General features: G+C 54.4%; 18 protein-coding genes and 1 tRNA gene. 6 read left to right on the plus strand and 13 right to left on the minus strand.

Annotation, left to right across the window (positions count from 1 at the left end; all coding sequences use genetic code 11):
• Window positions 1–4: 4 nt before the first annotated feature.
• The 7 genes from glgC to IB237_RS07740 form a co-directional block, all read right to left on the minus strand.
• A complete protein-coding gene (gene glgC / locus IB237_RS07710) occupies window positions 5–1,267 on the minus strand; it encodes a glucose-1-phosphate adenylyltransferase (protein WP_192488074.1) in 1,263 nt (420 codons plus the stop codon).
• Window positions 1,268–1,303: 36 nt separating this feature from the next.
• On the minus strand, window positions 1,304–3,511 hold the full coding sequence (gene glgB, locus IB237_RS07715) for a 1,4-alpha-glucan branching protein GlgB (RefSeq protein ID WP_192488075.1): 2,208 nt from the start codon (window positions 3,509–3,511) through the stop codon (window positions 1,304–1,306).
• On the minus strand, window positions 3,511–5,973 hold the full coding sequence (locus IB237_RS07720) for a glycogen/starch/alpha-glucan phosphorylase (protein WP_192488076.1): 2,463 nt from the start codon (window positions 5,971–5,973) through the stop codon (window positions 3,511–3,513). Before IB237_RS07720 ends, glgB begins: the two co-directional genes overlap by 1 nt.
• Window positions 5,974–6,235: 262 nt before the next feature.
• Window positions 6,236–7,486: a TadE/TadG family type IV pilus assembly protein gene (locus IB237_RS07725; protein WP_246787746.1), complete on the minus strand. Its 1,251-nt coding sequence runs from the start codon at window positions 7,484–7,486 to the stop codon at window positions 6,236–6,238.
• 152 nt (window positions 7,487–7,638) lie between these two features.
• Window positions 7,639–8,523 (minus strand): transglutaminase family protein, encoded by an 885-nt coding sequence (locus tag IB237_RS07730; RefSeq protein WP_192488077.1) that lies wholly within the window; start codon window positions 8,521–8,523, stop codon window positions 7,639–7,641.
• Between the two features lie 6 nt (window positions 8,524–8,529).
• Entirely contained in the window at window positions 8,530–10,935 is a 2,406-nt protein-coding gene (locus IB237_RS07735) for a circularly permuted type 2 ATP-grasp protein (RefSeq protein WP_192488078.1), read from the minus strand.
• Between the two features lies 1 nt (window position 10,936).
• Window positions 10,937–14,263 (minus strand): DUF2126 domain-containing protein, encoded by a 3,327-nt coding sequence (locus IB237_RS07740; RefSeq protein ID WP_192488079.1) that lies wholly within the window; start codon window positions 14,261–14,263, stop codon window positions 10,937–10,939.
• A 247-nt stretch (window positions 14,264–14,510) separates the two neighbouring features.
• On the opposite strand from IB237_RS07740, the gene IB237_RS07745 reads away from it, so the two are divergent.
• Complete coding sequence (locus tag IB237_RS07745) at window positions 14,511–16,298, plus strand: ABC transporter ATP-binding protein/permease (protein WP_192488080.1); 1,788 nt, start codon at window positions 14,511–14,513, stop codon at window positions 16,296–16,298.
• Between the two features lie 11 nt (window positions 16,299–16,309).
• On the opposite strand, the gene IB237_RS07750 is transcribed toward IB237_RS07745, so the two are convergent.
• Window positions 16,310–16,495 (minus strand): hypothetical protein, encoded by a 186-nt coding sequence (locus IB237_RS07750; protein WP_192488081.1) that lies wholly within the window; start codon window positions 16,493–16,495, stop codon window positions 16,310–16,312.
• A gap of 212 nt (window positions 16,496–16,707) precedes the next feature.
• On the opposite strand from IB237_RS07750, the gene IB237_RS07755 reads away from it, so the two are divergent.
• Entirely contained in the window at window positions 16,708–17,112 is a 405-nt protein-coding gene (locus IB237_RS07755; RefSeq protein WP_192488082.1) for an acyl-CoA thioesterase, read from the plus strand.
• 183 nt (window positions 17,113–17,295) lie between these two features.
• Here the strand turns inward: IB237_RS07755 and IB237_RS07760 are convergent.
• Window positions 17,296–17,370 (minus strand) — tRNA-Val (locus IB237_RS07760).
• An 82-nt stretch (window positions 17,371–17,452) separates the two neighbouring features.
• Entirely contained in the window at window positions 17,453–17,815 is a 363-nt protein-coding gene (gene cpdR / locus IB237_RS07765) for a cell cycle two-component system response regulator CpdR (protein ID WP_192488083.1), read from the minus strand.
• Window positions 17,816–17,998: 183 nt separating this feature from the next.
• On the opposite strand from cpdR, the gene IB237_RS07770 reads away from it, so the two are divergent.
• A complete protein-coding gene (locus tag IB237_RS07770; protein ID WP_192488084.1) occupies window positions 17,999–18,883 on the plus strand; it encodes an N-formylglutamate amidohydrolase in 885 nt (294 codons plus the stop codon).
• Window positions 18,884–19,285: 402 nt separating this feature from the next.
• On the plus strand, window positions 19,286–20,062 hold the full coding sequence (gene hisN, locus IB237_RS07775; RefSeq protein ID WP_192488085.1) for a histidinol-phosphatase: 777 nt from the start codon (window positions 19,286–19,288) through the stop codon (window positions 20,060–20,062).
• 22 nt (window positions 20,063–20,084) lie between these two features.
• Here the strand turns inward: hisN and IB237_RS07780 are convergent, their stop codons facing one another.
• Entirely contained in the window at window positions 20,085–21,026 is a 942-nt protein-coding gene (locus tag IB237_RS07780) for an alpha/beta fold hydrolase (protein ID WP_192488086.1), read from the minus strand.
• 499 nt (window positions 21,027–21,525) lie between these two features.
• On the opposite strand from IB237_RS07780, the gene IB237_RS07785 reads away from it, so the two are divergent.
• Window positions 21,526–22,008 carry an Hsp20 family protein gene (locus IB237_RS07785; protein WP_192488087.1) on the plus strand — a complete coding sequence of 161 codons (483 nt, stop codon included), beginning with the start codon at window positions 21,526–21,528 and terminating at the stop codon, window positions 22,006–22,008.
• Window positions 22,009–22,043: 35 nt separating this feature from the next.
• Here IB237_RS07785 and IB237_RS07790 read toward each other — a convergent pair whose 3' ends face one another.
• Complete coding sequence (locus IB237_RS07790; RefSeq protein WP_192488088.1) at window positions 22,044–23,048, minus strand: bile acid:sodium symporter family protein; 1,005 nt, start codon at window positions 23,046–23,048, stop codon at window positions 22,044–22,046.
• Between the two features lie 89 nt (window positions 23,049–23,137).
• Here IB237_RS07790 and IB237_RS07795 point away from each other — a divergent pair, with 89 nt between their 5' ends.
• Entirely contained in the window at window positions 23,138–23,998 is an 861-nt protein-coding gene (locus IB237_RS07795) for a LysR family transcriptional regulator (RefSeq protein ID WP_192488089.1), read from the plus strand.
• A gap of 35 nt (window positions 23,999–24,033) precedes the next feature.
• Here IB237_RS07795 and IB237_RS07800 read toward each other — a convergent pair whose 3' ends face one another.
• Entirely contained in the window at window positions 24,034–25,089 is a 1,056-nt protein-coding gene (locus IB237_RS07800) for a low specificity L-threonine aldolase (protein ID WP_192488090.1), read from the minus strand.
• Between the last annotated feature and the right edge of the window lie 297 nt (window positions 25,090–25,386).

The following is a 25,386-nucleotide window of genomic DNA, read 5'->3' on the forward strand; positions in this document are numbered from 1 at the left end:
GGTGTTACACGTCCAGCTTGTCGATCATGGATTGGGTGATGAGGCATATGCCGTTCTCGGAACGGCGGAAGCGTTTTGCATCCATTTCCGGGTCTTCGCCAACGATCAGACCTTCTGGAATGGTCACGCCATGGTCAATGACCACATTGGTCAAACGCGCATGCCGGCCAATGGTAACCTTCGGAAGAATGATCGCACCTTCAAGACGCGAGTAGGAGTTGGCGCGAACACCTGTGAACAGCAAGCTGCGGTAAAGCGACGAACCGGAGATGATACAATCGCCTGACACCAGCGAGGAAATGGCCGACCCACGACGACCTTCGTCGTCATGCACAAATTTGGCTGGCGGGTTAATCTCCGCATAGGTCCAGATCGGCCATGATTTGTCGTAGATATCCAGTTCCGGCAGAATATCGGTCAGGTCGATATTGGCCTGCCAGTAGGCATCGATTGTGCCAACATCGCGCCAGTAAGGAGCACGTTCAAAATCGGAACGGACGCAGGATTGCGCAAAACGATGCGCCACGGCCTTACCGTTTTCCACGATATAGGGAATCATATCCTTACCGAAATCGCGGCTGGAATTGGGATCGTCGGCATCGCGACGCAGGCATTCCATCAGGAATTTCGTATGGAAGACGTAAATGCCCATCGAGGCCAGCGCGAAATCCTCGTTGCCGGGAATGCCAGGCGGATCGGCCGGTTTTTCGATGAATGCGCTGATTTCGTCCTTGTCGTTGACATGCATGACACCGAAGCCGGTTGCTTCCATGCGCGGTACTTCCATGCAGCCAATGGTGACATCCGCGCCTGAATCGACGTGCTGCTGCAGCATCAATTCATAATCCATCTTGTAAATGTGATCGCCAGCCAGAATGACCATATATTCAGGCGCATAGGGCTCTATGATGTCGATGTTCTGGAAAACGGCATCGGCGGTACCCTCGTACCACTGCGTTTCCGACACGCGCTGGCTGGCCGGCAGAATATCAAAACTTTCGTTTCGTTCCGGACGCAGAAAGTCCCAGCCGCGTTGCAGGTGGCGAATAAGCGAATGGGCCTTGTATTGCGTGGCCACGCCAATGCGGCGGATACCTGAGTTCAAGGCATTGGACAGTGCAAAATCAATAATGCGGGCTTTGCCGCCAAAATAAACCGCAGGCTTGGCGCGTCGGTCGGTGAGTTCCTTCAAACGGCTTCCACGCCCACCGGCAAGCACATAGGCCATAGCATCGCGTGCCAGAGGCTGTATTCTTTTTTCGCTCATGTTCGTCCTCCCTCATGGGCCTTCATGTGTGTGCTGTCAGTTTTCTGGTTCCAGCATGATTGTGGCCAACGGCGGCAATGTCAGCACCGCACCAATGGCCCCTCCCGCATCAACGGCTTGTACCTTGCCGCCGTTTCCTTTGCCGCTGCCGCCGTAAATCTCGGCATCGGTATTCAATATTTCGCGCCAGCGGCCAGCCGTTGGCAGCGGCACATAATAATTTTCACGGTAGACCGGGGTAAGATTGCAAATCACCGCAACCGGCTTTTCACCCGGTGCCGAACGAAGCCAGGCAAAAACAGAGTTTTCCTGATCGTCGACCACCAGCCAGTTGAAGCCCTCCGGCTCACAGTCACGGGCATGTAGTGCCGCTTTCGACCGGTAGGTCAGGTTAAGGTCGCGGACCAGACGACGGATGCCTTCATGCATGTGATATTGCAGCAGATTCCAGTCGAGTGACTTGCTTTCACTCCACTCGCTCCACTGGGCGAATTCCTGTCCCATGAACAACAGCTTCTTGCCGGGGTAACCCCACATGAAGCCGTAATAGGCGCGCAGATTGGCAAATTTCTGCCAGTCATCGCCTGACATCTTGGCAATCAGCGACCCTTTGCCATGCACCACCTCGTCGTGAGACAGAGGAAGCACGAAATTTTCGGTGAAAGCGTAGAGAAGGCCGAATGTCAGTTCCTGATGGTGGAATTTGCGGTGCACCGGCTCGCGTGCAAAGTAGCTCAGCGTGTCATGCATGAAACCCATGTTCCACTTGAAGCCAAAGCCGAGGCCACCCTCATGCACCGGATGCGAGACCTTGGGCCAAGAAGTGGATTCTTCGGCAATGGTCATGATGCCCGGATTGGCACCATAGGCCAGCTCGTTCATCTTTTGCAGGAAGCGTACCGAATCCAGGTTTTCGCGCCCGCCATATTCATTGGGGATCCACTCGCCTTCTTTGCGAGAGTAGTCGAGGTAAAGCATCGAGGCCACGGCATCGACACGAAGGCCATCCAGATGGAACTTTTCCGCCCAGTAAAGAGCGTTGTTGATGAGGTATGACATCACCTCAACGCGTCCAAAGTTATATATCGCGGTGTTCCAGTCGGGGTGCATACCCTGACGCGGGTCGGCATGCTCGTAAAGTGCGGTGCCGTCAAACTGGCGCAGACCATGTTCGTCGGTCGGGAAGTGGGCCGGAACCCAGTCGAGGATAACGCCAAGGCCAACCTTGTGCGCACCATTCACAAAACGGGCAAATCCTTCCGGTTCTCCAAACCGCGCCGATGGCGCAAAAAGACCGGTGGTCTGGTACCCCCAGGACGGGTCATAGGGGTGTTCGGTAATGGGCATGAACTCGATATGGGTAAAACCCATGTCGACACAGTAGGGGATGAGCTCTGCGGCCATTTCATCCCAGCTCAGCATGCCACCGTCTTTGTGCCTGCGCCACGACCCGGCATGCACTTCGTAAATGCTGATCGGCTGACGGCGCTGATCAACCTTGGCCCAGTGCTCCATATGCTCCTGATCTTCCCATTTCTGGACCAGTTCAGGTGTTGTCATCGAGCCGTTTTTAGGGCGCAGTTCTGCCCGGCGGGCATAAGGGTCTGCCTTCAATGGAAGGCGGGTGCCATCGGCGCCAATAATCTCGAATTTGTAGATGCAGCCGGCATAAACGTCCGGTGCAAAAATTTCCCAAATGCCGGTATCGGCGCGGTTGCGCATGACATGGCGTCGGCCATCCCAATTGTTGAAATCGCCGACCACCGACACCCGCTTGGCATTTGGTGCCCAGACGGCGAAATGAAATCCTTCGACCCCTTCGAACTTGAGCGGGTGTGCACCCATCTTATCGAACAAGCGCAGATGCGATCCTTCACGGACCAGATAATCATCCATCGGGCCAAGCACAGGACCGAAGCTGTAGGGGTCGGTGACTGCCCACTCTGCATCGCCACGCAGCGCACGGTATCTCAGGGCTTTCCTCGACGTCAGGCTGACCGGACCTTCGAAGAAACCGGCCGGATCGCGGCAGGTCAATTCACCCACAACGTTGCCGTCAATCGTCAGAGCCGTTACCGCTTCCGCGCCAGGAATAAAACAGCGCGCAACGAAGCCGTCTGCAACTTGATGCACGCCGAGAATTGCAAAGGGGTTGGAATGCAGACCGCCCGTTATCGCCTCGATTTCTGCTTGAGATATTTCACTCTTCTGTTTTGGATCAGGCGTATCGAGCGGTTTTTTCATCAAGCTCTCCAGATTTCTGAGGCATATTGCCGTATTGTTCTGTCGGAAGAGAACCAGCCCATACGCGCGGTATTGTAGATGGTTTTGGAGTACCAGGAAGCCGGGTCGCTCCAGATGGCGTCAACATCACGCTGGGCCTTGGCGTAAGAATCGAAATCCGCAGCAACCATGAACCAGTCATTGTTGTAAATGCCATCCATCAGACCTGCGAACCGTGAACGGTCATCCGGAGAGAACACACCGGAGGCGATTGCCGAGAGGGCTTGTGACAATTCACGCGAACTTTCGATGATGGCGCGTGGGTTGTGACCATCCGCGCGGGCCTGAGCGACTTCTTCAGCTGTCTTTCCGAAGATAACAATGTTTTCGTCGCCTACATGTTCCAGCATTTCGACATTTGCACCGTCAAGCGTGCCGATGGTGAGCGCGCCGTTGAGTGCAAACTTCATGTTGCCGGTACCGGATGCTTCCATGCCAGCAGTCGAAATCTGCTCCGACAGATCCGCAGCGGGGACCATGATTTCTGCCAGCGACACGTTGTAATTGGGAATGAAAACAACTTTCAGCAGCCCGCGCACGGACGGATCATTGTTGATGACACGGGCAATGTCGTTAGCGAGTTTGATGATAAGCTTGGCATTGTGGTAGCTCGGTGCTGCCTTGCCCGCGAAGAATTTGACGCGTGGCGCCCAATCCAACTCAGGATGGGAGCGGATCTGGTCATACAGTGCCACCGCCTCGATGAGGTTGAGAAGCTGGCGTTTGTATTCGTGGATACGCTTGATTTGGATGTCGAACATCGCAGAAGGGTCGACACGAATGCCCATGCGCTGTGCAACCAGATTCGCGAGACGCACCTTGTTCAGGCGCTTGACCTCGGCAAATTTGTCGCGGAATGCATTGTCCTGAGCGAACCCTTCCAGTGGCTTCAGTTTCTCGGCATCATCAAGGAAGTCGTCGCCAATAGCTTCACGCACCAACCCAGTCAGGCCCGGGTTACACTGCATCAACCAGCGCCGCGGGGTGATGCCGTTGGTCTTGTTGTTGATACGATCTGGGTAGAGCCGATGCAGATCGGCAAATACCGTTTCCTTCATCAACTCCGTGTGCAATGCCGAAACACCGTTGACGGAATGTGAGCCGATGAAGGCAAGATTGCCCATGCGCACGCGCCGTTCGCCATTCTCATCGATCAAAGAGATCGAGCGGATTTGCTGATCTTCGACCTTCTTTTCCTTGCGCGCGGTGAACAGGATCTTGGCGTTGATTGCATAAATGATCTGCATATGGCGCGGCAACAGGCGCTCCAGCAACGGCACAGGCCAGCTTTCCAGCGCTTCCGGCAGCAGGGTGTGGTTGGTGTATGAGAATGTGTTGCGGGTCAGTTCCCAGGCATCATCGAAGTCCAGGCCGTGGATGTCGGTCAGCAGACGCATCATTTCGGCAATCGAAATTGCCGGGTGGGTGTCGTTGAGCTGGATAGAAACCTTATCCGGCAGGCTGGTAAAATCCGGGTACTGCTGGAGATGACGGCGCAGAATGTCCTGCAGGGATGCAGACGAGAAGAAAAATTCCTGCCGCAGACGCAGTTCCTGACCGGCCGGATTGGCATCTGCCGGATAGAGAACGCGTGTCAGGCTTTCAGCTTTGTTGCTCTCACGCAGGGCGCCAATGTGATCACCAGCGTTGAACGCATCGAGAAGAATAGGGTCGATCGGCTGGGCCGACCATAGGCGCAGCGTGTTGACGCGCTTGCCGCGCCAGCCAACGACAGGGGTATCGTAGGCCATGGCGATAACACGCTCGGCCGGTTTCCAGACAAAACGTTGGGCGTCGTCATAACCGCCAATGGTTTCGACAGCGCCACCGAAGCCGATTTCATAGGAACTTTCGCGCCGTTCAAACTCCCACGGATTGCCGTGGGCGAGCCATGTTTCCGGCAGTTCGACCTGCCAGCCATCCGCCATCTGCTGGCGGAACAGGCCATGAACGTAACGGATGCCGTAACCATAGGCCGGGATTTCCACTGTTGCCATGGATTCCATGAAACAGGCAGCAAGGCGTCCAAGACCGCCATTGCCAAGCGCTGCGTCCGGCTCGAGCCCCGCGATGACGTCCATGTCGACACCAAGAGATGTCAGGGCATCACGAATTTCCTGCATCAGACCAAGGTTCGAAATTGCATCGCGCATTAAGCGGCCAATCAAGAACTCAAGCGAAAGGTAATAAACGCGCTTGTTGCCAGTTTTGTAAACCTTGCGGGTGGACTCCATCCACCTGTCGATTACACGGTCACGGACAACGAGAATGGTTGCGGTCAGCCAGTCATGCGGCTTGGCAACCTTGACGTCTTTGCCGATTCTGTATGTCAGGCGTTCAATGATTTCCGAAGCAAGAATTTCCGGATCGGAACTGCGCGGAGTGGGGAGAGGAAGATCGGCCGGCGAGAGGTTATTGATCATTATTTGGTCAGCACCTTGAGAGGGAGGGAGGGTCTGATTCTGTCGATCTGGCTTACACTTAGTCGAAGCAATTTATGCACCGATACGGAACCGTTGCAATAATCGTTTTTGCGAAGAATGCAGTTCGCGATGATTATTTTATTATGTCAAAAGTATAACTGCTCATCAGCACGAGCCCGCAATTTGCGTTTTGATAAATGATCAAAACGAAAACGGCAGCGGAGATGCCGCTGCCGTAAGGTGGTTCGTGCTTTTTGTGGTATTAGTTGGTGAGACGGCTTGTCTCGTCGTTCATCTTGCGAGCGATTTCGCCGAATGCCTCAACAATTTCTTCCATGTTTTCAGGTGCGTAGTAATTTTCTGCGCTTGAAGCACATGTCTGCAGCAAAGACTTACCTTTGGTGGGGGCCATGAAGGCAACCGAGAAGATCTTGATGCCGTCGTTTTTGATCGTCTGGCACATGGTGCGCACGTTGGTGTCGATGGTTGTGCTCGACATCTCGCCGTCGGTCATAAACACAATGTAACGTTCAAACGACGTGCTGCCATTGCCCTTGTGAGCTGTTGCTTCAGTCGCAGTCGATTTTCTCAACGCTGTATAGGCATTATTCAGTGCGGTGTATGCGTTTGTGCCGCCTGTTGGATAGGCTGGGATGGCCTTGACGTAATCATTTGCTTTCGTCGTGCCCCAGTTCACGGCCTGTGCTGAATAGGTCGTGTCGCTGTAGCCGATGGCGCCGGTGCGAACGAGCTTCGATTCAGGCGAGCCATTCTTGACATAGCTGTAGTCAGCCTTGTTGAGCGTATCGACGAGATAGCTGACGGCGGTTTTCAGCGACGCGATCTTGTTGATGTAGCAAGGGCTGGACGTTACCTTGGATTCGCTCTGTCCCCAGTTGCTTTCGGTATAGTTGGCGCAGGACGACTTGGATTTGTCGATGGTATCCGTCTTGAACGACATTGAACCCGAACGGTCGAGAACCAGATACATCGACAAAGGCGAACCCTTGTTGATGCTGCTGACTGCGGTGCTGGTAACGCCGATGGTGACGGTCTTGGATGAAATCAGTGAGATCAGCGGGTTGAGCTGCATGCCGTAGCTCATGTTTGCAGTGATCTGGAAGTTTTTGCCGGAAACACTTTCGTCCACCTTTGCGGTGACGCTGGAGCTCTTCATCAGCTCCTCTTTTTGCTTCTTTTTCTGTTCGTCAGTGGCGTCAGGTGCGAGAAGTTTTGATACTTCGTCGGTAATGAATTCCTGTGCCTTCTTGGAGGCCTGCTCTGGCGAGAGGTTTTCGTTTTCGTGCATGAAAGCGGTGGCTGCTGCCAGGGTTGCGGCGTCTACAGCGCTCTGCAAGCCCGCCTTCGTCTGCATGGCATTGGTCATTTCGAGGGCGACACCCGCGGTGGCAATCGTCACCGGAATGAGAATGGCAGTCAGGATGCCGAAGTTACCATCTTTGTTGGCAATCAGCTTATTGAGCACTGGCATTGTTTTCGAGAACACAGTCATGGTTCAGCCCCTTAATTAGTGAGGCATAAATAATCCGAGCTGTCTTCGTGAAGGCTTAAGTTGTTAGGTTAAATTTTAGCGATACTCATTTTGGTGCAAAAACAATCTGTTGTTGGCATGAAATAATGCAGGCGTGACCTGTAAAAACACACTTAAACGGCCGCGATCGGAATAACGTCAACAGCCTGTACAGTTTGTTGATTGCCGTAGCTTTTTAGAACACCAATAACTGGCGATACATCAGAGTAATCGCGTCCGTAACCAACCACGATGTGGTCATGGCCGGCATAAATATTGTTGGTAGGATCAAGTTCGATGTAGCCGGTGACCGTGCCACACCAGATCCGCACCCAGGCATGCATGGCGTCTGCGCCTTCCAGCCGCTCCTTGCCGGGGGGAGGAATGGTTCTGAGGAATCCGCTGACATATCCTGCGGGAATGCCAAGGCTGCGTAGCGCCATGATCAGCACATGCGAAAAATCCTGACACACACCATGCTTCAGCTTGAAGGCCTCGCTCGGTGTAGTGTCGACTGTCGTTGCCTTGGGGTCATAGGTAAAGTCTGTGTGGATGCGCTTGCACAGCACCTTGGCAATTTCCTGCACCGTCATGCCAGGTGTGACAGTCTCGAGCGCATAGGCATGGATGGCCTCATCCTGCGGAATGCGCGGACTGGTGCCAATCAGATGATGCGGGGATGATGCATCCAGTGACCAATGGTTGAAAATGTCATCCGGCAGACGTTCCAGTAGCGGTGACAGATCGGCTTGCTGCGGCTGTGTTTCCACCTGCACGCGGGCCTGCATGCGAATGTCGAATTTTTCATGGGCGGCGCGCAGATAGACAGATGTTGCCGTCTGCTGGAAAAAATCCGAGAAAGACGTTCTTTCATCGGGTGTCGGGCTTACGGCCAGTGAGCCGGCGATTAGCCGCTGGCGGTTTGGCAGCGACAAAGGCATGACACGAATGATGTGGCGGGCGCCGCTTGCCGGGGCGTCGTAGACATAGCCCATGTGCATGGAAAGATCATAAAGCATGACGCATCAACCAAGGTAGGTTTGGGCAAGAAGATCGGACAGGCGTTCGAGGTCTTTTTCCAACTGACGGTAAAGCGCCACGTCGAGTTTCTCCGCCGTCATGACGGCAAGACCGGAATGAATGCGCATGGCTTCGCGGTAGAAGGGCGACATCTGGCTGTTGACCAGAGCGTTGGGCAGCTGCTCTACTTCGGTGCGGATTTCGTTCAGTTGGAACAGGATCGAACGCGGATTGAGCGGATCAAGCGCCAGAAGGTCGGTCACCGTCAGGCCGGCGGTATTGACGTTATAACGGCGGCGGTGGGTCATGACGCTGTCGCCGATTTCCAGCAGCATGTCGAAACTACCATCCGGTGCATCCGGACCTGTCATGTGGCCCAGCAGGCGGGTCATGTGCAGACCACGTTCAAGATAACGACCGATGGTCAGGAAACGCCAGCCGGTGAAACGATACATGTTCTCATGCACCAGACCGGCAAAGCCTGCGAGTTTACGCAGCAAAATGGTCATGGCATGGGTGGCGTCATCGCCATGGCCAATATTGTCGTGGAAGCGACGCGCTGTCTTGGCAAGATCGTTCAGCGCCAGCCAGCCATCCGGTGAAAAACGGTCACGGATGTTGCTGGCCGAATAGATGGCGCTGTTGATATTGGCAATCAGGCTGGCGGGCACCGCCTCGCTCATTTCGATATCGGTGGTGGCGAGATATTTCGTGACATGGGCCAGCAGCGGTTGGCGCGGATCGGCAGATTCTGCGTAGCGCGCATTCCAGGCGCGCAGGATACGCAAAGCCCCTTCAGCCCGTTCGATGTAACGACCAAGCCAGAACAAATTGTCTGCCGCACGGCTTGGCAGGCTGCCTGGCATGTTGCGGCTGAATGTTTCCTCGGCGGGCAGCAGTGTCGTGCGCTCAACAGGCTTGTCGCTGACGATCCACACGTCCGCTGCCGTGCCACCATTTTGCATGGCAATGGCTGTCACGTCAGGGCTGCTGCCGATACGGGCAAAGCCACCCGGCATGATCTGCCAGCCATTTTGTGTGCGGGCAGCAAAAACACGCAGGCTCATCGGCCGCGGTACCAGCTTGCCGTCAACAAAGGCCGGGGTGGTGGACAGCGTTACAACTTCCTGACCGACCAGCTTGTTGCCGTCGGTGGCAAGCCATTCACCGATGGAGTCCTTTGCCGTGTCACGCAGGGTGGCACCCAGCACCGACTGGCCGTTGTCATCAAAGAACGGCATGCGGGAATAGGCTGGCCCGATCACCATTTTTTCGATGTTACGGGCGACGTGTTCACGCTCCTGTTTCTGGCCGCACCACCACGTAGCAATAGAGGGCAATAGCAGGTCTTCACCGAGCATATGGCGGCTGATGGTCGGCAGGAACGACAGCAGGGCACGTGTTTCGAGAATGCCCGAACCCAGTGCGTTGACGATGGTCACAGAGCCATCACGCAGTGCCTGCACCAGACCCGGTGTGCCGATGCGCGAATTCTGGTCCAGTTCTAGTGGATCTGAATAAGAGGCGTCGAGGCGCCGCCACAACACGCCAATCGGCTTCAGGCCGGCAACTGTGCGCACCATCACCCGGCCGTTGACCACCGTCAGATCTTCACCTTCCAGCAGCATAAAACCGAGGTAACGGGCAATGTAGGCGTGTTCGAAATAGGTTTCGTTGGCAGGGCCGGGGGTCAAAACCGCAATGCGTTCTTCCGGGTGTTTGCGGTGTGCCTGCAAGGTGTCGCGGAAAGCACCGAAGAAAGAGGCCAGCCGGTGGACATGGGTTTCTGCGTAGATATCGGAGAAGGCGCGGGTTGTTGCCACGCGGTTTTCCAATGCAAAACCGGCTCCTGATGGAGCCTGTGTGCGATCCGCCAGCACCCACCAGTTGCCATCCGGACCCCGGCCGATTTCGAAGGAACAGAAGTGCAGATAATGGCCACCTTCCGGTTTTGTGCCGACGAGGGGGCGCAAGAATTCCGGATTGGAAGCAATCAGGGCAGGTGGAATATAACCTTCCTGAACCAGGCGGTTTTCACCGTAGATGTCAGCAACGACCGCTTCCAGCAGGTTGGCGCGCTGAATGAGACCGCGTGAAACGCTTTCCCATTCCTTGCCATCGATGAGGACCGGAATATGTGAAATCGGCCAACTGCGTTCGATATTGGCGCCAGATCCGTAGTCACGGTAAAAGACGCCAGCATCGCGCAGATAACGGTCGGTTCTGGCAAAGCGGTCGTGCAGTTCCCTTTCGGGCATGCGCGACAGTGCCGACACCATGTGCTGCCAGACCGGGCGAATATTGCCGTTGGTATCCAGCATTTCATCAGCAATGCCCGGCAAGGCGCTATAGGCAAACAATGAATGTTTGTCTGTCTGCTTTTTGCGCTGCGATGCCGGCGTTCTTGCCAATTCAAACTCCCAGAGGGCGACGTAAATCGAGTGTCAGTGGAAATTCCGGTGATACCGTTTCCGGTCTCAAGGGATAATTTCCTGCGGTATGGCCCCAAGGTTCGAAACGCGCAAGTCTGCGTGCCTCCGCCTCGTTACCATTAACCGGGAACGTGTCATAGTTTCGGCCACCGGGATGGGCAACATGATAGATGCAGCCACCAATCGATCTACCTGACCATGTATCATAAATGTCAAAGGTCAATGGCGCGTTGACGGGCAATACCGGGTGAAGACCTGACGATGGCTGCCAGGCCTTGAAGCGGACACCGGCAACGGCAACACCTGATTCCTCTGTCTGCTTCAACGGCACAGCCCGACCGTTGCAGGCAACTGTGTAACGCTCCGGATTTGCTGTTTCCAGACGGACTTGCAGACGTTCGACGGAGGAATCGACATAACGCACAGTGCCGCCAATTGCCCCCTGCTCACCCATCACGTGCCAGGGTTCCAGCGCCTGACGCAGTTCCAATTTCGCGCCTTCATATTCCACTTCACCGAAGAACGGGAAACGGAATTCCAGCTGTGCCTTGAACCATTCAGGCTGGATATCAAAACCGCTGGCCTTCAGATCGGCCAGCACATCCATGAAGTCTTGCCAGATGAAGTGTGGCAGCATGAAACGATCCGCGAGCGCAGTACCCCAACGGACGAACTTGCCACTTGCTGGATTTTTCCAGAAGCGGGCAATCAGTGCACGCACCAGAAGCTGTTGTGCCAGCGACATGCGGGCATTTGGCGGCATTTCAAAACCACGAAACTCGACAAGTCCCAGACGGCCTGTCGGACCATCAGGCGAAAACAGCTTATCGATGCAGATCTCGGCTCGGTGCGTATTACCGGTTACGTCGGTCAGCAGGTTGCGGAACAGGCGGTCGACAAGCCAAGGCAGGGGAGGTACGCCTTCGCCGGGGGCTGGCACTTGCGCCATAGCAATCTCCAGCTCGTAAAGGCTGTCGTGCCGCGCTTCATCTATACGTGGGGCCTGACTTGTGGGGCCAATGAAAAGGCCCGAAAACAGGTAGGATAACGACGGGTGGCGCTGCCAGTGGAGGATCAGACTTTTCAACAGATCCGGGCGACGCAGAAACGGGCTGTCATTGGGGTTTGCACCACCAACGACCACATGGTTTCCACCGCCGGTGCCAGTGTGACGACCGTCGATCATGAACTTGTCGGCACCCAGACGCGACTGGCGGGCATCGTAATAGATGGCTGAGGTGATATCGACGCATTCTTGCCAGCTTGATGCCGGGTGAATGTTAACCTCGATGACGCCTGGATCGGGTGCCACGCGAATAACATTTATCCGCTCGTCATGGGGTGGTGCATAGCCTTCGATATGGACGGGCAGGCCAAGCGTGCTGGCCGCACTTTCTGCCGCGGCAATCAGTTCCAGATAGTCTTCAATACGCTCGACCGGCGGCATGAATACACAAAGACGGCCGTCGCGCGGCTCTACAGACATTGCGGTGCGCACTGCGCCGCCAAGCTCACCGATCGACTGTTCGATGCGGTCCTGCGATACCGTCTCATCCGCATGAAATGATGCTTCCGGCATGACGCGGCCGGTTGGTTCCGTAACCTCAGGCAATGGCCCTCTTGGAACGGATGGGTCTGCCTCGTGAATGTAAGGATAGGCGGCAGGGGGGACGTAAGGCAGTGTGCCAAGCGGCAGACGATATCCGACCGGGCTGTCGCCGGGAACGAGGAAAACCCGGCCGCGCCTTGTTTTCCATTTTTCACTGATCCACCGTTGTGTCGATGCCTTGGCATTCCAGGCCTGCACCGGCAGGATGTAGCCGGTTGGGGTGGTCAGTCCGCGCTCGAAAACCCGTGCAATGCGGCTTCGCTCTTCCGGATCCTTCAGTTTTGAGTTCGACGGATCGACGTTTTCGGGCAGATTGCCTTCCTTGACGATCCACTCTGCCGGATCCTCGTAGGCTGGCAAAACCATGTCATTGGCAATGCCGAGATTTGTCGCAATCGTGTTCAGGAGATTTTCCGCGTCGGTCGCCGTCACGCCGGTTTCTGCGCCTTCCTGTGCCACCAGTGCCGGGTTCTGCCAGATCGGTTTGCCGTCCTTTCGCCAATAAAGCGAAAATGTCCAGCGCGGCAGGCTTTCACCGGGATACCATTTACCCTGGCCGTAATGCAGGAACCCGCCGGGGGCGAAACGTTCGCGGAGTTTGCGGATAAGGATATCGGCCTTTTCCCGTTTGGTCGGGCCAACAGCGCCGGTGTTCCATTCTTCCGCTTCAAAGTCATCGATTGAAACGAAGGTCGGTTCGCCGCCCATCGTCAGGCGAACGTCCTGCTCTTTTAAGAGGGTATCGACCTCCTCGCCAACAGCATTCAGCCTGTCCCAGCTTTCGTCGGAAAACGGCTTGGTAATGCGGGGATGTTCCGCCACACGACGTACTTGCATATCAAAGGCAAATTCGGTGTTGGCCTGTCCGTAATAACCGCCGGAAATTGGTGCGGCGTTTCGGTAATGCGGTGTGGCTGCCAGCGGAATATGGCTTTCACCCGTCAAAAGGCCGGATGTCGGGTCCAGTCCAACCCAGCCAGCACCAGGCAGATAGACTTCTGCCCATGCGTGCAGGTCAGTGAAATCAACTTCGGTGCCGGAGGGGCCGTCGAGTGCCTTCAAATCAGGCGCCAACTGAATGAGGTAGCCAGATACGAATCGGGCCGCAAAACCCAAGTGCCGTAATATCTGCACCAGAAGCCAACTGCTGTCGCGGCATGAGCCCATTTTGGTCTGCAGAGTTTCTTCCGGCGTTTGAACGCCTGGCTCCATGCGAATGACGTAACCGGTTTCTTGCTGCAGGCGCGCATTGAGGCCGACAACCATATCCACCGTTGGCTGGCCAGGAGACCGATCGATAGTCTGCATGTAGGCGGAGAGGTAAGGGCCGGTGGGTTCCGGCTTCATGTAGATCGACAGGTCTTCGCGCAGTGTCTCGGGATAATCGAAAGGCCATTTTTGGGCCTCTTCCTCAACAAAGAAGTCGAACGGGTTATAGACAGTCATATCTGCCACCAGATCGACCTCTATTTTAAACTCCGTAACCGGTTCGGGAAACACAAAACGTGCGAGGTAATTGCCGTAGGGGTCCTGCTGCAAATTCACGAAGTGATTTGCAGGTGTGACCTTCAGTGCATGGCTGATAACCCGGGTGCGGGAATGAACTGCCGGTTTTAACCTGATGATCTGAGGCCCGAGCCTGACCGGTTTGTCATAGATGTAATGGGTGAGATGATAAATACTTGCCTTAATAGACATATTATCCTTTTTCCGGCCAAGCCGGTTATTGCGGACTTAGCCGCCCCCTCTGTTGTTATCAGGATTTTGTGCAATGCACGCAAATAAAGCAAGGCGGATTATACAGGCTTTGTCATGGTTTTTACGGGGCAGCGAAGAGTAAGCAGTTCCTTATCTTTTGGGCTTACGGTAAATAGGTCTGGCGGCTTGCGTTGCTGAGTCTCGATGATTTGGCCGTCTGCTGTGCCTTATTGTTTGGACGATACGCATGGAAAATACCCGCCAGGTTGACTTGAAACCTGATCCAGCAGCTCCATTGAATTTTGAACTTGGTTTTATGGACCAGTTGAGAATGATGGGTAATGCGTTCTGGATTTCGCCGGTCCGAAACAGGCTTCTCGCTCTTATCTTCGCGCTTCTGTTCATCATCTTGGTGACTGCTTACGGGCAGGTTCGATTGAATGAGTGGTACGCGCCGTTTTATAACTCGCTTGAGCGGCGAGATATGGACGGGTTCATCCACCAGTTAAAGATTTTCACCATTATAGCCGGCACTTTATTGTTGCTGAACGTGTTTCAAACCTGGCTTAATCAGATGACCGCGCTCTATATGCGCGAAGGTCTGAGCAAGGACATGGTTCACCAGTGGCTCAAGCCGGGGCGGGCTGCCAAGCTGGCTGGTTTTGGCAGTATTGCTGTTAATCCCGATCAGCGCCTGCATGAGGATTCACGAAACCTGGCGGAAAGCAGTACGTCACTTGCCATTGGTCTGGTCAATTCCACCATATTGTTGGTTAGCTTCATCGGTGTTTTGTGGGGTCTATCCAGCGGTTTCTATCTGACCATCGGTGGATCGCAGGTGGCAATACCGGGTTACATGGTCTGGGCAGCGATGTTCTATGCCGGTTCTGCCTCGCTGCTGAGCAATCTTGTCGGTCATCGTCTGGTCGGGCTGAATGCGGAACGTTACTCGAAAGAGGCGGAGCTGCGGTTTTCGCTGATGCGCGCCAATGAAAACATGACCGCAATTACACTGGCGCGTGGGGAGCGAAACGAACGGGCTAGGCTTGGTGTTGACATCAATTCCGTACTTTCCGTGATCCGTGGTCTAGCGATGGCACTAACGCATCTGACCTGGGTGTCCTCGGGGTACGGTTGGCTGGCGATTGTCGCGCCAATCCTGATTGCCGCTCCGGTGTATTTCTCCGGCAATCTGACCTTTGGCGGATTGATGATGGCGGTTGGTGCCTTCAATCAGGTCAACAATGCGCTGCGCTGGTACATCGATAATTTTGGTGCCATTGCCAGCTGGAAGGCGACACTGCTGCGTGTCTCGGCATTCCGTAATGCGCTTTTGCAAATGGACGCCGTGGAAAAGCAAGGCGCGACGATCAATTTCGAAGTCGATCCCGCCGCCAAGTCGATTATTCTATCCAATGTGATGATTTGCGGCGAAGCCGGTGCGAAACAGGTGGTGCGCGGTTTTCGTCTAAAGGAAGAGTTTGTCGAGTTGCAAGCTGGCGAGCATTTGCTGGTCAATGGCGATCAGGGCGTGAACCGGCGTCTGTTGTTTGCTGCCATGGGCGGGCTGTGGCTGTGGGGGCAGGGACGCATTTCAGTGCCCCCGCTTGAAGACGCGCTGCTGATGCCGCAACGCGGTTACATTCCGGTCGCCCCACTGCGGGAAATTCTGTCCTACCCACATTCTCCGGCAGTCTTCAACGACGAGGAGTGCTCCGAGGTCTTGACCCTCTGTGGGCTCGATGAACTGGTGCCGCGTCTTGACGAAAATGCCCGTTGGGACAAGAAGCTAGATACGGATGCCCAGTTGTGCCTGCGGGTGGCGAATGCCATTCTCTTGCAGCCGCGCTGGCTCATTCTCGATGATATTTTGGAAGGGCTGGAGCCCAATACACAGAACCTGCTTGCCGACGCGTTGTTAACGCTGAAAGACAGTGCGGTGATCTATTTCGGGCGCTCTGAAACATTCCTCAACAAGTTTGCTCCGACGGTCGTGCATCTTGAGGCACTGCCGACCAACGGAAATGGCCACTGAGGTAAAGCGGATTACAGCCGCAGCTGCCATTTGTCTGTTGTCAGAAGATAAGGATTGTCCTGTCGTGCAGGGATTGGCTCTCGCAAAAGCGCGCCAATCGTGACCGCAGTCAAAAACAAAGCAGAAATGATGCATGCTGCAAGAAACCTGTCGTCACGCTTCTGCATGACGTTATTGCCAGTCCAGTCGTACGCCATTTAGCACCTCATATATGAAGTGATACTGGCCGATCATGGTTAATGATCCGTCTATGTCGCATTATGAAACCTATGGAAATTCACCAAATGTGTCTGACGCAGCACCCTTGCATAACAGGGTTGCAGCACTGTGGGGCAGCTTGCTCTTGGCGGCCGTCCCTTGCTTTTGTTAAGCAAGGGGTGGGATGCTCTTGAATGAAGGTATGCATAAGATGGACGGTAATCCTCCTGACAAAATGGAAATGACACTGCGCACACTCGCCATGCCGGCGGATGCCAATCCGGCCGGTGATATTTTCGGTGGCTGGGTCATGTCGCAAATGGACCTTGCGGCCTTTGTTCGTGCCAATGATGTGGCAGGCGGGCGTACCGTAACAGTTGCCGTGCACGAGATTGTTTTCAAGAAGCCGGTAAAAATTGGCGATACGCTGTGTGTCTATACTGACATCGTGAAAGTTGGCCGTACATCGATCACACTCAAGATCGAGGCCTGGACACGCAGGCACTACCAGGATTCACGTGAGAAGGTCACCGAAGCGGTTTTTGTGATGGTATCTGTCGATGACGATGGTAATCCGCGTCCGGTGCCATCGCGCCCGACTGAAGCATTAGCCTGATCGAATTGTGACAGCAAACCGAACCGGTGCCCGCTGCATTTTGTGGCGGGTGCATGGGCTTCGAAATGACGCTGTGTGGGGGGGCCGGAAAGTGGTGTCTCGACAGGTCCATCGAACCTAAAGAGCACAATGTAAAAAGGCCTCGCAGTGTTCTGCAAGGCCTTGATACTTAAGGAATTTGGATGGTGGGCGTGACAGGGATTGAACCTGTGACCCCTACGATGTCAACGTAGTGCTCTCCCGCTGAGCTACACGCCCATCCGATGTGGCGCATAGATCACAAAACCGATTGACGCGTCAACTGCTTTTTTGCGGTTTTGTGAAAGGTTTTTTGAAAGCCTTATGCCACAAGGAGTTTGTTGACTTCATCCACAAGGTCACGCAGGTGGAAAGGCTTGGAAAGCACCTTTGCATCCTTCGGAGCCTTCGAATCGGCGTTGAGCGCGACCGCTGCAAAACCGGTGATGAACATAACCTTGAGGTCTGGATCCAGCTCGGTGGCGCGGCGCGCCAGTTCGATGCCATCCATTTCCGGCATGACAATGTCGGTCAGCAGCAGAGAGAAGGGCTCTTCACGAAGCCGATCATATGCGCTTGCGCCGTTGTCAAAAGAAGATACCTGGTAACCGGCTTTCTCAAGCGCTTTTACCAGAAAGCGGCGCATATCGTTGTCGTCTTCTGCGAGAAGAATTTTCTGACTCATGTAGGTGACCGTAACTGCCTGTAAAATTGAGAATACCGTATCCCAATTGTAGCCTGCTCTGGGTAAATATCCCGTGAATGGCGTTTGAGGAATCCGGTTATGGTTGCGCCAGTATGGACTTGTGGCCATGCAACTGGCAACATATGTTTATTGGCATATTTGTGACATGGTAAATATCATCGAATGGACTGGATAACGGGTGAATATGAGCTGTTCGAAGTCCGCGAGCCGGATACGCACAGAATCCCGTTCGTCTATAATTCACCTCATAGTGGACGTTGCTACCCTGTTTCATTTCTCGAATCGTCTCGCCTTGATTCGTCAGAAATCAGGCGATCTGAAGACCATTTCGTTGATGAACTGTTTTCTGCGGCGCCTGAACTGGGTGCGCCGTTCCTGATTGCAAATTTTCCGCGCGCCTATCTGGATGTGAACCGCGAGCCATATGAACTGGATCCGCGCATGTTCGAGGGGGCGTTGCCGCCCTATGCGAATATCGGCTCCATGCGGGTCTCCGGTGGGCTGGGCACTGTGCCGCGCATCGTTGCGGAAAACATGGAAATCTATAACCACCGTATACCCGTCGAAGAGGGTTTGCTGCGGGTGGAGGGCATTTACAAGCCCTATCACACCTGCCTACGCCGGCTGATTTCGCGCACGCATTCCCAATTCGGCATGGCGGTACTGATCGATTGCCATTCGATGCCCGGTAACATCCGGGTTGCAGGGTCCAATGTTCGACCTGATGTGATTATTGGTGATCGCTATGGCACCAGCGCTTCTCCCGAAATATCACGTGCCGCACTGCACTTCCTGGAAGAGCTCGGTTTTGTTGCCGTATGCAACAAGCCATATGCTGGCGGCTTTATCACCGAACATTACGGGCGGCCCGTGCGCTCTCTGCATGCCTTGCAGATTGAAATAAACCGCGCACTATACGTGGATGAAAAGACGCTTCTCAAACGAAGTGATTTTGCGGCACTTTCTGCGGTGCTTGCAGTGTTTATGCGCCAGATGGGTGATTTCGTCACCGAATTCTGCGGCGACTCGGCCTTGGCTGCCGAATAATTCTCTTTACTTTCTATTGCTTGGTAAATTTTTGCTTTGTTCCGGGCAAAAAAAACCGCGCTCGTGGCGCGGCTGAGTCTAGGGAGGAAACACCCAAGGAGGGTATTTACAGTCAAAGACTGTATGGAAAAGATACGTCATAATGCACAATTGTCAATCATTTTTATTTTTGCTTAATAAATGTGCCATTTGCTTGACCCTAGGCAGAAGATGCGGCTTTAAGATGTAAAATGATGCAATTTGTACCTGTGGTGTGCTGGTTTTGCATTGCAGGGCTCTTTTGGTGGAGGGGTCGCTAAGTGCTCACCAAAATGATTTTTCCGAAAAAATTACAAAAGCTGTTCCTCTTTTCCGGCAGTGCTTTACAAGGCTGAAGCTATTGTTTTGCCAAGTGGAGATGTCATGCTGCCGGATCGGGATTTTTTCTTTTCTCTCGCGGATGCTGCCAAAGCAGAGACTTTGCCGCGCTTTCGTACTGGCATCGATGTCACCAACAAGCAGGACGGCGGTTATGATCCGGTCACTGAGGGTGATCAGGCAGCCGAACAGGCGATCCGAGCGCTTATCGGCAAGACCTATCCGGACCACGGTATTCTCGGCGAAGAACATGGCAGCGTCGGTCTGGACCGTGAGCATGTCTGGGTGATTGATCCGATTGACGGTACGCGCGCCTTCATTTCCGGCGTTCCGGTCTGGGGTACCTTGATTGGTCTGCAGAGCAACGGTCGCTCTGTCATGGGTGTTATGGATCAGCCTTTTACCGGCGAACGTTATTTCGCCGATGGCAAAGCCTCCTGGTACAGCGGCCCTGATGGTACCCGTCAGATCAAGACCCGTGATTGCAAAGACATTTCCGCCGCGACATTGTTCACGACATCACCGCATATTTTCGATGCCGAGGAAGCACCACGTTACAACAGGGTGCAGGATAAGGTGCGTCTGTTCCGCTACGGTGTCGATTGTTACGCCTATGCGTTGCTCGCAGCCGGCCATATCGATCTGGTGATTGAAAGCTCGCTCAAGCCCTATGATGTCGGCGCGCTTATTCCAATCATCGAGCAGGCTGGTGGCGTGATAACGACCTGGGATGGCGGCAGACCAGAAGCGGCGGGTCGGATCATCGCGGCAGGCAGCAAAGCTGTTCATGCGCAGGCATTGGAGATCTTGTCCGGCCTTTGAAGGGCCGATTGTGCCGATAGGGTTACTCTTCCGGTGAGAAGAATGCCTCTATGGCCGCAAGCGCCTGACTTCTGAAGATATCGCGCTCGTGCAGCAATTCGTGCCGGGCGCCGGTCACAGGGATGAGTTGCGCTGCACGGAAATTGCGTGACAGTTCTTCCTGCGCACCATAGGGCGTGATCGGGTCCAGAACCGGCGCCAGCAGCAAGGTTGGCACGTGAATATGAGTCAGGTGTTCCTGCTTTGTGACGCGACTTGCCGCTTTCATGGTCTCATAAACCCAGCGAGCGGTTGGCGAACCAACAAACAATTCCGGCATTTTCTGCATCAGGGTCAGATTGCGGGCAAAACGCAGTTCATCTGATGTCAGCGGATTGCCAATGAAGTTGCGCTCACGTTGGTCCTTGCCTAGTCTCATTCGTCCCAGGCCAATCAGGCTCAACGTCGCTGCGATTGTAAAAACGGCAGGGCTTGGCATGGATTGCCCTGACAGCTGAATGAACGGCGAACACAAGGCCATGCGCTCGATGCGGTTGGACAGGTTGGGTGCCATGGACAGGGCGATCAGCGCGCCGGTGGAATGTGCAACCATATAAAATGGCAGGCGCGTGTCGGGCAGTACGATCTGTTCCATGAACAGCGAGACATCCTGCTCATAATCCCGGAACCGATGGACGTGACCGGCGTCGGGATTTTTGATCAGTCGATCCGATCCGCCCTGACCGCGCATGTCAAACGTCGCAACCCAGAAGCCCATCGTCGTCAGGTTGATGATGGTCTCGTAATATTTTTCGATGCACTCGTTTCTGCCATGCAGCAGAACGATGGTACCCTTGGCAACCGATTGTTGGCAGCGAAAAACCGCGTAGCGCAGTTTTTTGTTACGGTGTCCGGTGAAATATCCGGCCGTGTAATTCTCGGGCAGTGGATTGCCGGGTGTGGCGTGTAAAATAACGTCGTCCATTACCTTTTCCGGCCGATTCCCTGGTGGATAATAATGGGATAGGTCGAGTGGCTTATCTCGTCAAAGAAAAAATGCCGGAACCGTCGGTTGTGCGCAGTCACGGTCCCGGCCAACAGGACTGAAGAAGAAGGGACGTTGTACTCTTCAGTCAGCGGAGTTGCCCCCGATGGCTGTTTTCTAAAGCCTGAAAGATGAACCGATTTGGAACTGGCTGTTCATTTGAAGTTCAGTTTCAAAGCCGGTTGCAGGGCATCGTTCTGTGGCGCCGACAATCGCGAAAACGTGATATTTTCGCTGCTTGCGTACTGCGTGGTGAAGGAGGATTCCACGATAGAGGATCAAGCGACAACTCCCGCTTTTTTACTGCCTCTTGAAGTGCGGCAAAACTGTTCCCATCTGTTTGTCACGGTCGCCAGAACGGGGCCGTAACCCGGCTTCCTCATCGCCAATACGGGATGAAAGCCTTAACCGCAAACAGTCGCTTCTCAAGGAGGACACCATGCGTCATTTGGATTTTTCGCCACTCTACCGCTCCACCGTCGGTTTTGACCGCCTCTTCAATCTGCTTGATAATGTTGGGCAGCCGGAACAGGCGCAGAGCTATCCGCCTTACAACATCGAACGCACTGGCGATAACACCTATCGTATAACGATGGCTGTTGCCGGCTTTGATGAAAACGAGCTGAGCATTGAGGCGCGTGCCCATGTGCTGACCGTCAAGGCTGAGAAGTCGGAGCAGGACAAGGCGAATGAAGGCGAGTTCCTGTATCGTGGCATTGCCAAGCGCGCCTTTGAGCGTCGCTTCCAGTTGGCCGATTATGTGGAAGTGCAATCTGCTTCGTTGAAGAACGGTCTGCTCCACATTGACCTTCTGCGTAACCTTCCAGAAACAATGAAACCGCGTCGGATCGCGATCGTTTCGGATGCTGCTGAAGGTGCAAAGACCATCGAGGCGCAGATTACGCCAACCCAGGTCAACTAAGCTTAATCATGCAGGTATAATATTCAGGACGGCCCTCAAGTGAGGGCCGTTTTTGCGTTTGCTGGCTCAGCTTGTGCAGCCTTTGCCGCTCTTGCATAACGCTGCGCAATCACTGCGCAGGCCATCAGCTGGATCTGGTGAAACAGCATGATTGGCAGAACGATGGCGCCAATGCTTTGGCCAGCAAAGATCGCGCCTGCCATCGGCACACCGCTTGCCAGGCTCTTTTTCGATCCGCAGAAAGTGATGGTGATTTCGTCCTGTTTGTTGAAGCCCAGCAGGCGGCTACCAAACATGGTGACGCACAATATGACCGCCAGCAGGACAATGTTGATGGCAACGACGACGCCGATATCGCGCAATGTGAACTGTTGCCAGATGCCTTCGATTACCGCTTCACTGAAGGCGAGATAAACCACCATCAGAATTGAGCCGCGATCAACAGGCGCAAGCAGCTTTTTGCGCGACCGGATCCAGTCGCCGATCCACGGCTGCAGTGCTTGGCCTGCTATGAAAGGCAAAAGCAGCTGAAGGAAGATTTGCCCGAATGCATCAAGCGAAAAGCCGCCACCATGACCACCGACCGTAAACAGTAGGCCAACGAGGAGTGGTGTCAGAAACATACCGAAAATGTTGGATGCTGATGCCGAACAGATTGCTGCGGGAACATTGCCGCCTGCCATGGATGTAAACGCAATGGAAGACTGCACGGTAGACGGCAGAACGCAGAGAAACAGTACGCCCATATAAAGCGGCGCCGGCAGGATGCTTTCAGGGATATAGCCAAGCGCTACGCCGATCAGTGGGAAAAGACCGAAGGTCACCAGAAGAATGGCGAGATGCAGGCGCCAATGTAAAATACCGGCAATCACCACATCGCGTGCCAATCGCGCCCCGTGCAGGAAAAACAACAGCGCAATTGCCAGCTTGGTCGCCAGGCCGAAATATTCAGCGGGCTCACCGCTGATCGGCAAAAGGCTGGCCAGAATGACGGTACAGATCAGCATCAGGGTGAAGCGGTCGGGCAGAAATCGGCTCATGGTCTTTGTCTCTTAGGGAATTTAATTTACATATTGCTTATCGTGAAGCAGGATGCAAAGACTAACAGTTATTGTGATTTGTGATAACGATGCTCAATCTTCATCATCTCGCCAGTTTTGTAACGCTGGAGCAGACCGGAAGTTTCACGCTTGCCGGCGAACAACTTGGTATCGGTCAATCAACTGTTAGTCAGCATATTCAACGGCTTGAGACCTTTCTTGGCCAACGGCTCATTGAGCGTAGTACCCATCAAGTGAGGTTAACGGCAGAAGGGGAAGCGCTGCTCGGTTATGCACGCTCCATGCTGGATATCAATGGCAAGGTGTCGTCGCTTTTTACCGCAAATCGGCTGCGGGGGCGGTTGCGACTTGGTGTTTCCGAGGATTTTGTTGCCAACCGCCTGACGGTTATTCTGGAAGACTTCATCCGACTTTACCCGCTGGTCGACCTTGAGTTGACGGTTGCCTTGAGTGGTGTGCTCTACCAGATGCAGGATAATGGTGATCTGGATGTCGTGTTGGCCAAGCGCCGGCTGGGCGATCGACTCGGACGTTTCCTCTATCGCGAACCGCTGGTGTGGCTGGCACGTGATCCGGCAATTCTCAAAGCCCATGACGGTGTTGTGCCGCTTATTGCCTTTCCGCAGCCGAGCATAACGCGCAAGGTGGCGCAGGAAGCACTGGATCGCAAAGGCATTGCCTGGCGGATTGTCTGTACCTGCGGCAGTTTGAGTGGGTTGGTCGCGGCGGCCCAGGCAGGCATGGGTGTGCTGGTGCAGCCACGCAGCATGACACCTGCGGCCTTACGTGAAATCACTCAAGGTAGTCTGCCCGCGCTGGAAGATGTGGAGTTTGTGCTGGTGCCGCGAAAGGGAGCCAACCCGGAGTTGGTCGAGGCGCTGGCTGTACGTGTTGTTGCCAAGGTGGCGATTGCACCCCATACGCCCTAAGCGCATGGGGTGATGTTTATCGAGGCCTGGGATAATCAGGCAGCGCCGCAAATCGCCAGGAAGCTGTCGACATCGGTTTCGCTGGTTGCAAAGCTGGTGACGAGACGGATCAGCGTTTCATTTTCCTGTACTGGCTCGGCCATGTCATGCGGGACAACCCAGTCATAAAAATGCGCGCCTTGTTGTTTCGCGGCAAGAGCGGTTTCCTTTTGCAGGACCACAAATAGCTCATTCGACTGTGTAGACCATGCAAGGCGGGCGCTGTTGGAGGCTTCGATGCCTGTGCGCAAGCGGTTCGCCATGGCATTGGCGTGACCGGCCAGTGCCAGCCAAAGGCCGTCCTTAAAATATGCGTCGAATTGTGCGGCGATGAAGCGAGTTTTCGAGAACAGCTGTGCCGAGCGCTTGCGCATGAACGGCAGGTCTTTTGCCATTTTCGGATCCATATAAACGATGGCTTCCGCGCACCAGCAGCCGTTTTTGGTGGCACCGAACGACAGGATGTCAACGCCGCGTTTCCAGGTCATTTCTGCCGGGTTGGTGCCGAGCGTCATCAGTGCATTGGCAAAACGTGCGCCATCCATATGCAGCGGCAGGTTATGCTGCTTGGCAATCGCTGAAATAGCATCGATTTCATCCAGCGAATAAACCGTTCCAACCTCGGTTGCTTGGGTGACGGTCACAGCCATTGGCTGGCCCTGATGGATGGAGCCGGGTGGGAAGCGGCGAATGGCGGCGCTCAGATTGTCTGGCAGCATTTTGCCAGTCGGACCGGCAACCGGCATCAGTCGCGATGCATTGGAGAAATAGACCGGCGCACCACATTCGTCTTCGATTACGTGAGCTTCAGAGTGACAGAAGGCGATGCCACCGGGGCGGGCAACGCTGGCCAGTGCCAGGGAATTGGCGGCCGTTCCGGTGCCGACAAAAAATACGGCAACTTCCCGCTCAAATATTTCGTTGAACTTTTGCTCAATGGATTTGTCGAGCTCGCTGGTGCCGTAAGCGGCCGCAAAGCGGGTCGATTCTTTCATGAGCCGTTCGTTAATGGCGGGGTGAGCGCCAGCCCAGTTATCGGAAGCAAAAAACATGTATCTACGCTTTCAGATGAGATGATGCGGATTGCAGCCAGAAGAAATGATCTGTGTGAATCTTTTATGGTGTTGGGGCGATGTTGGCAAATCGGGCAATGAAAGCAACGCACAAGCGCTGTATGGCGTAACAAAATTTCTCGCTTTCGCATGTTGTCGTAATTTCACTGCGAAACTCATGTTTATATTTTGTTAGCACGCACTTGCGAAAGGCGGGGCTTTCTGTCAAAATTACCGAGAATTGAGACAGTCTTGCTGTCCTAAATTGAATAAGCCGGTTTGTGAGGTTCCTTGAAA

This window comes from Agrobacterium sp. AGB01 (assembly GCF_014851585.1).
In the GTDB taxonomy this organism is placed as follows: Bacteria; Pseudomonadota; Alphaproteobacteria; order Rhizobiales; family Rhizobiaceae; genus Agrobacterium.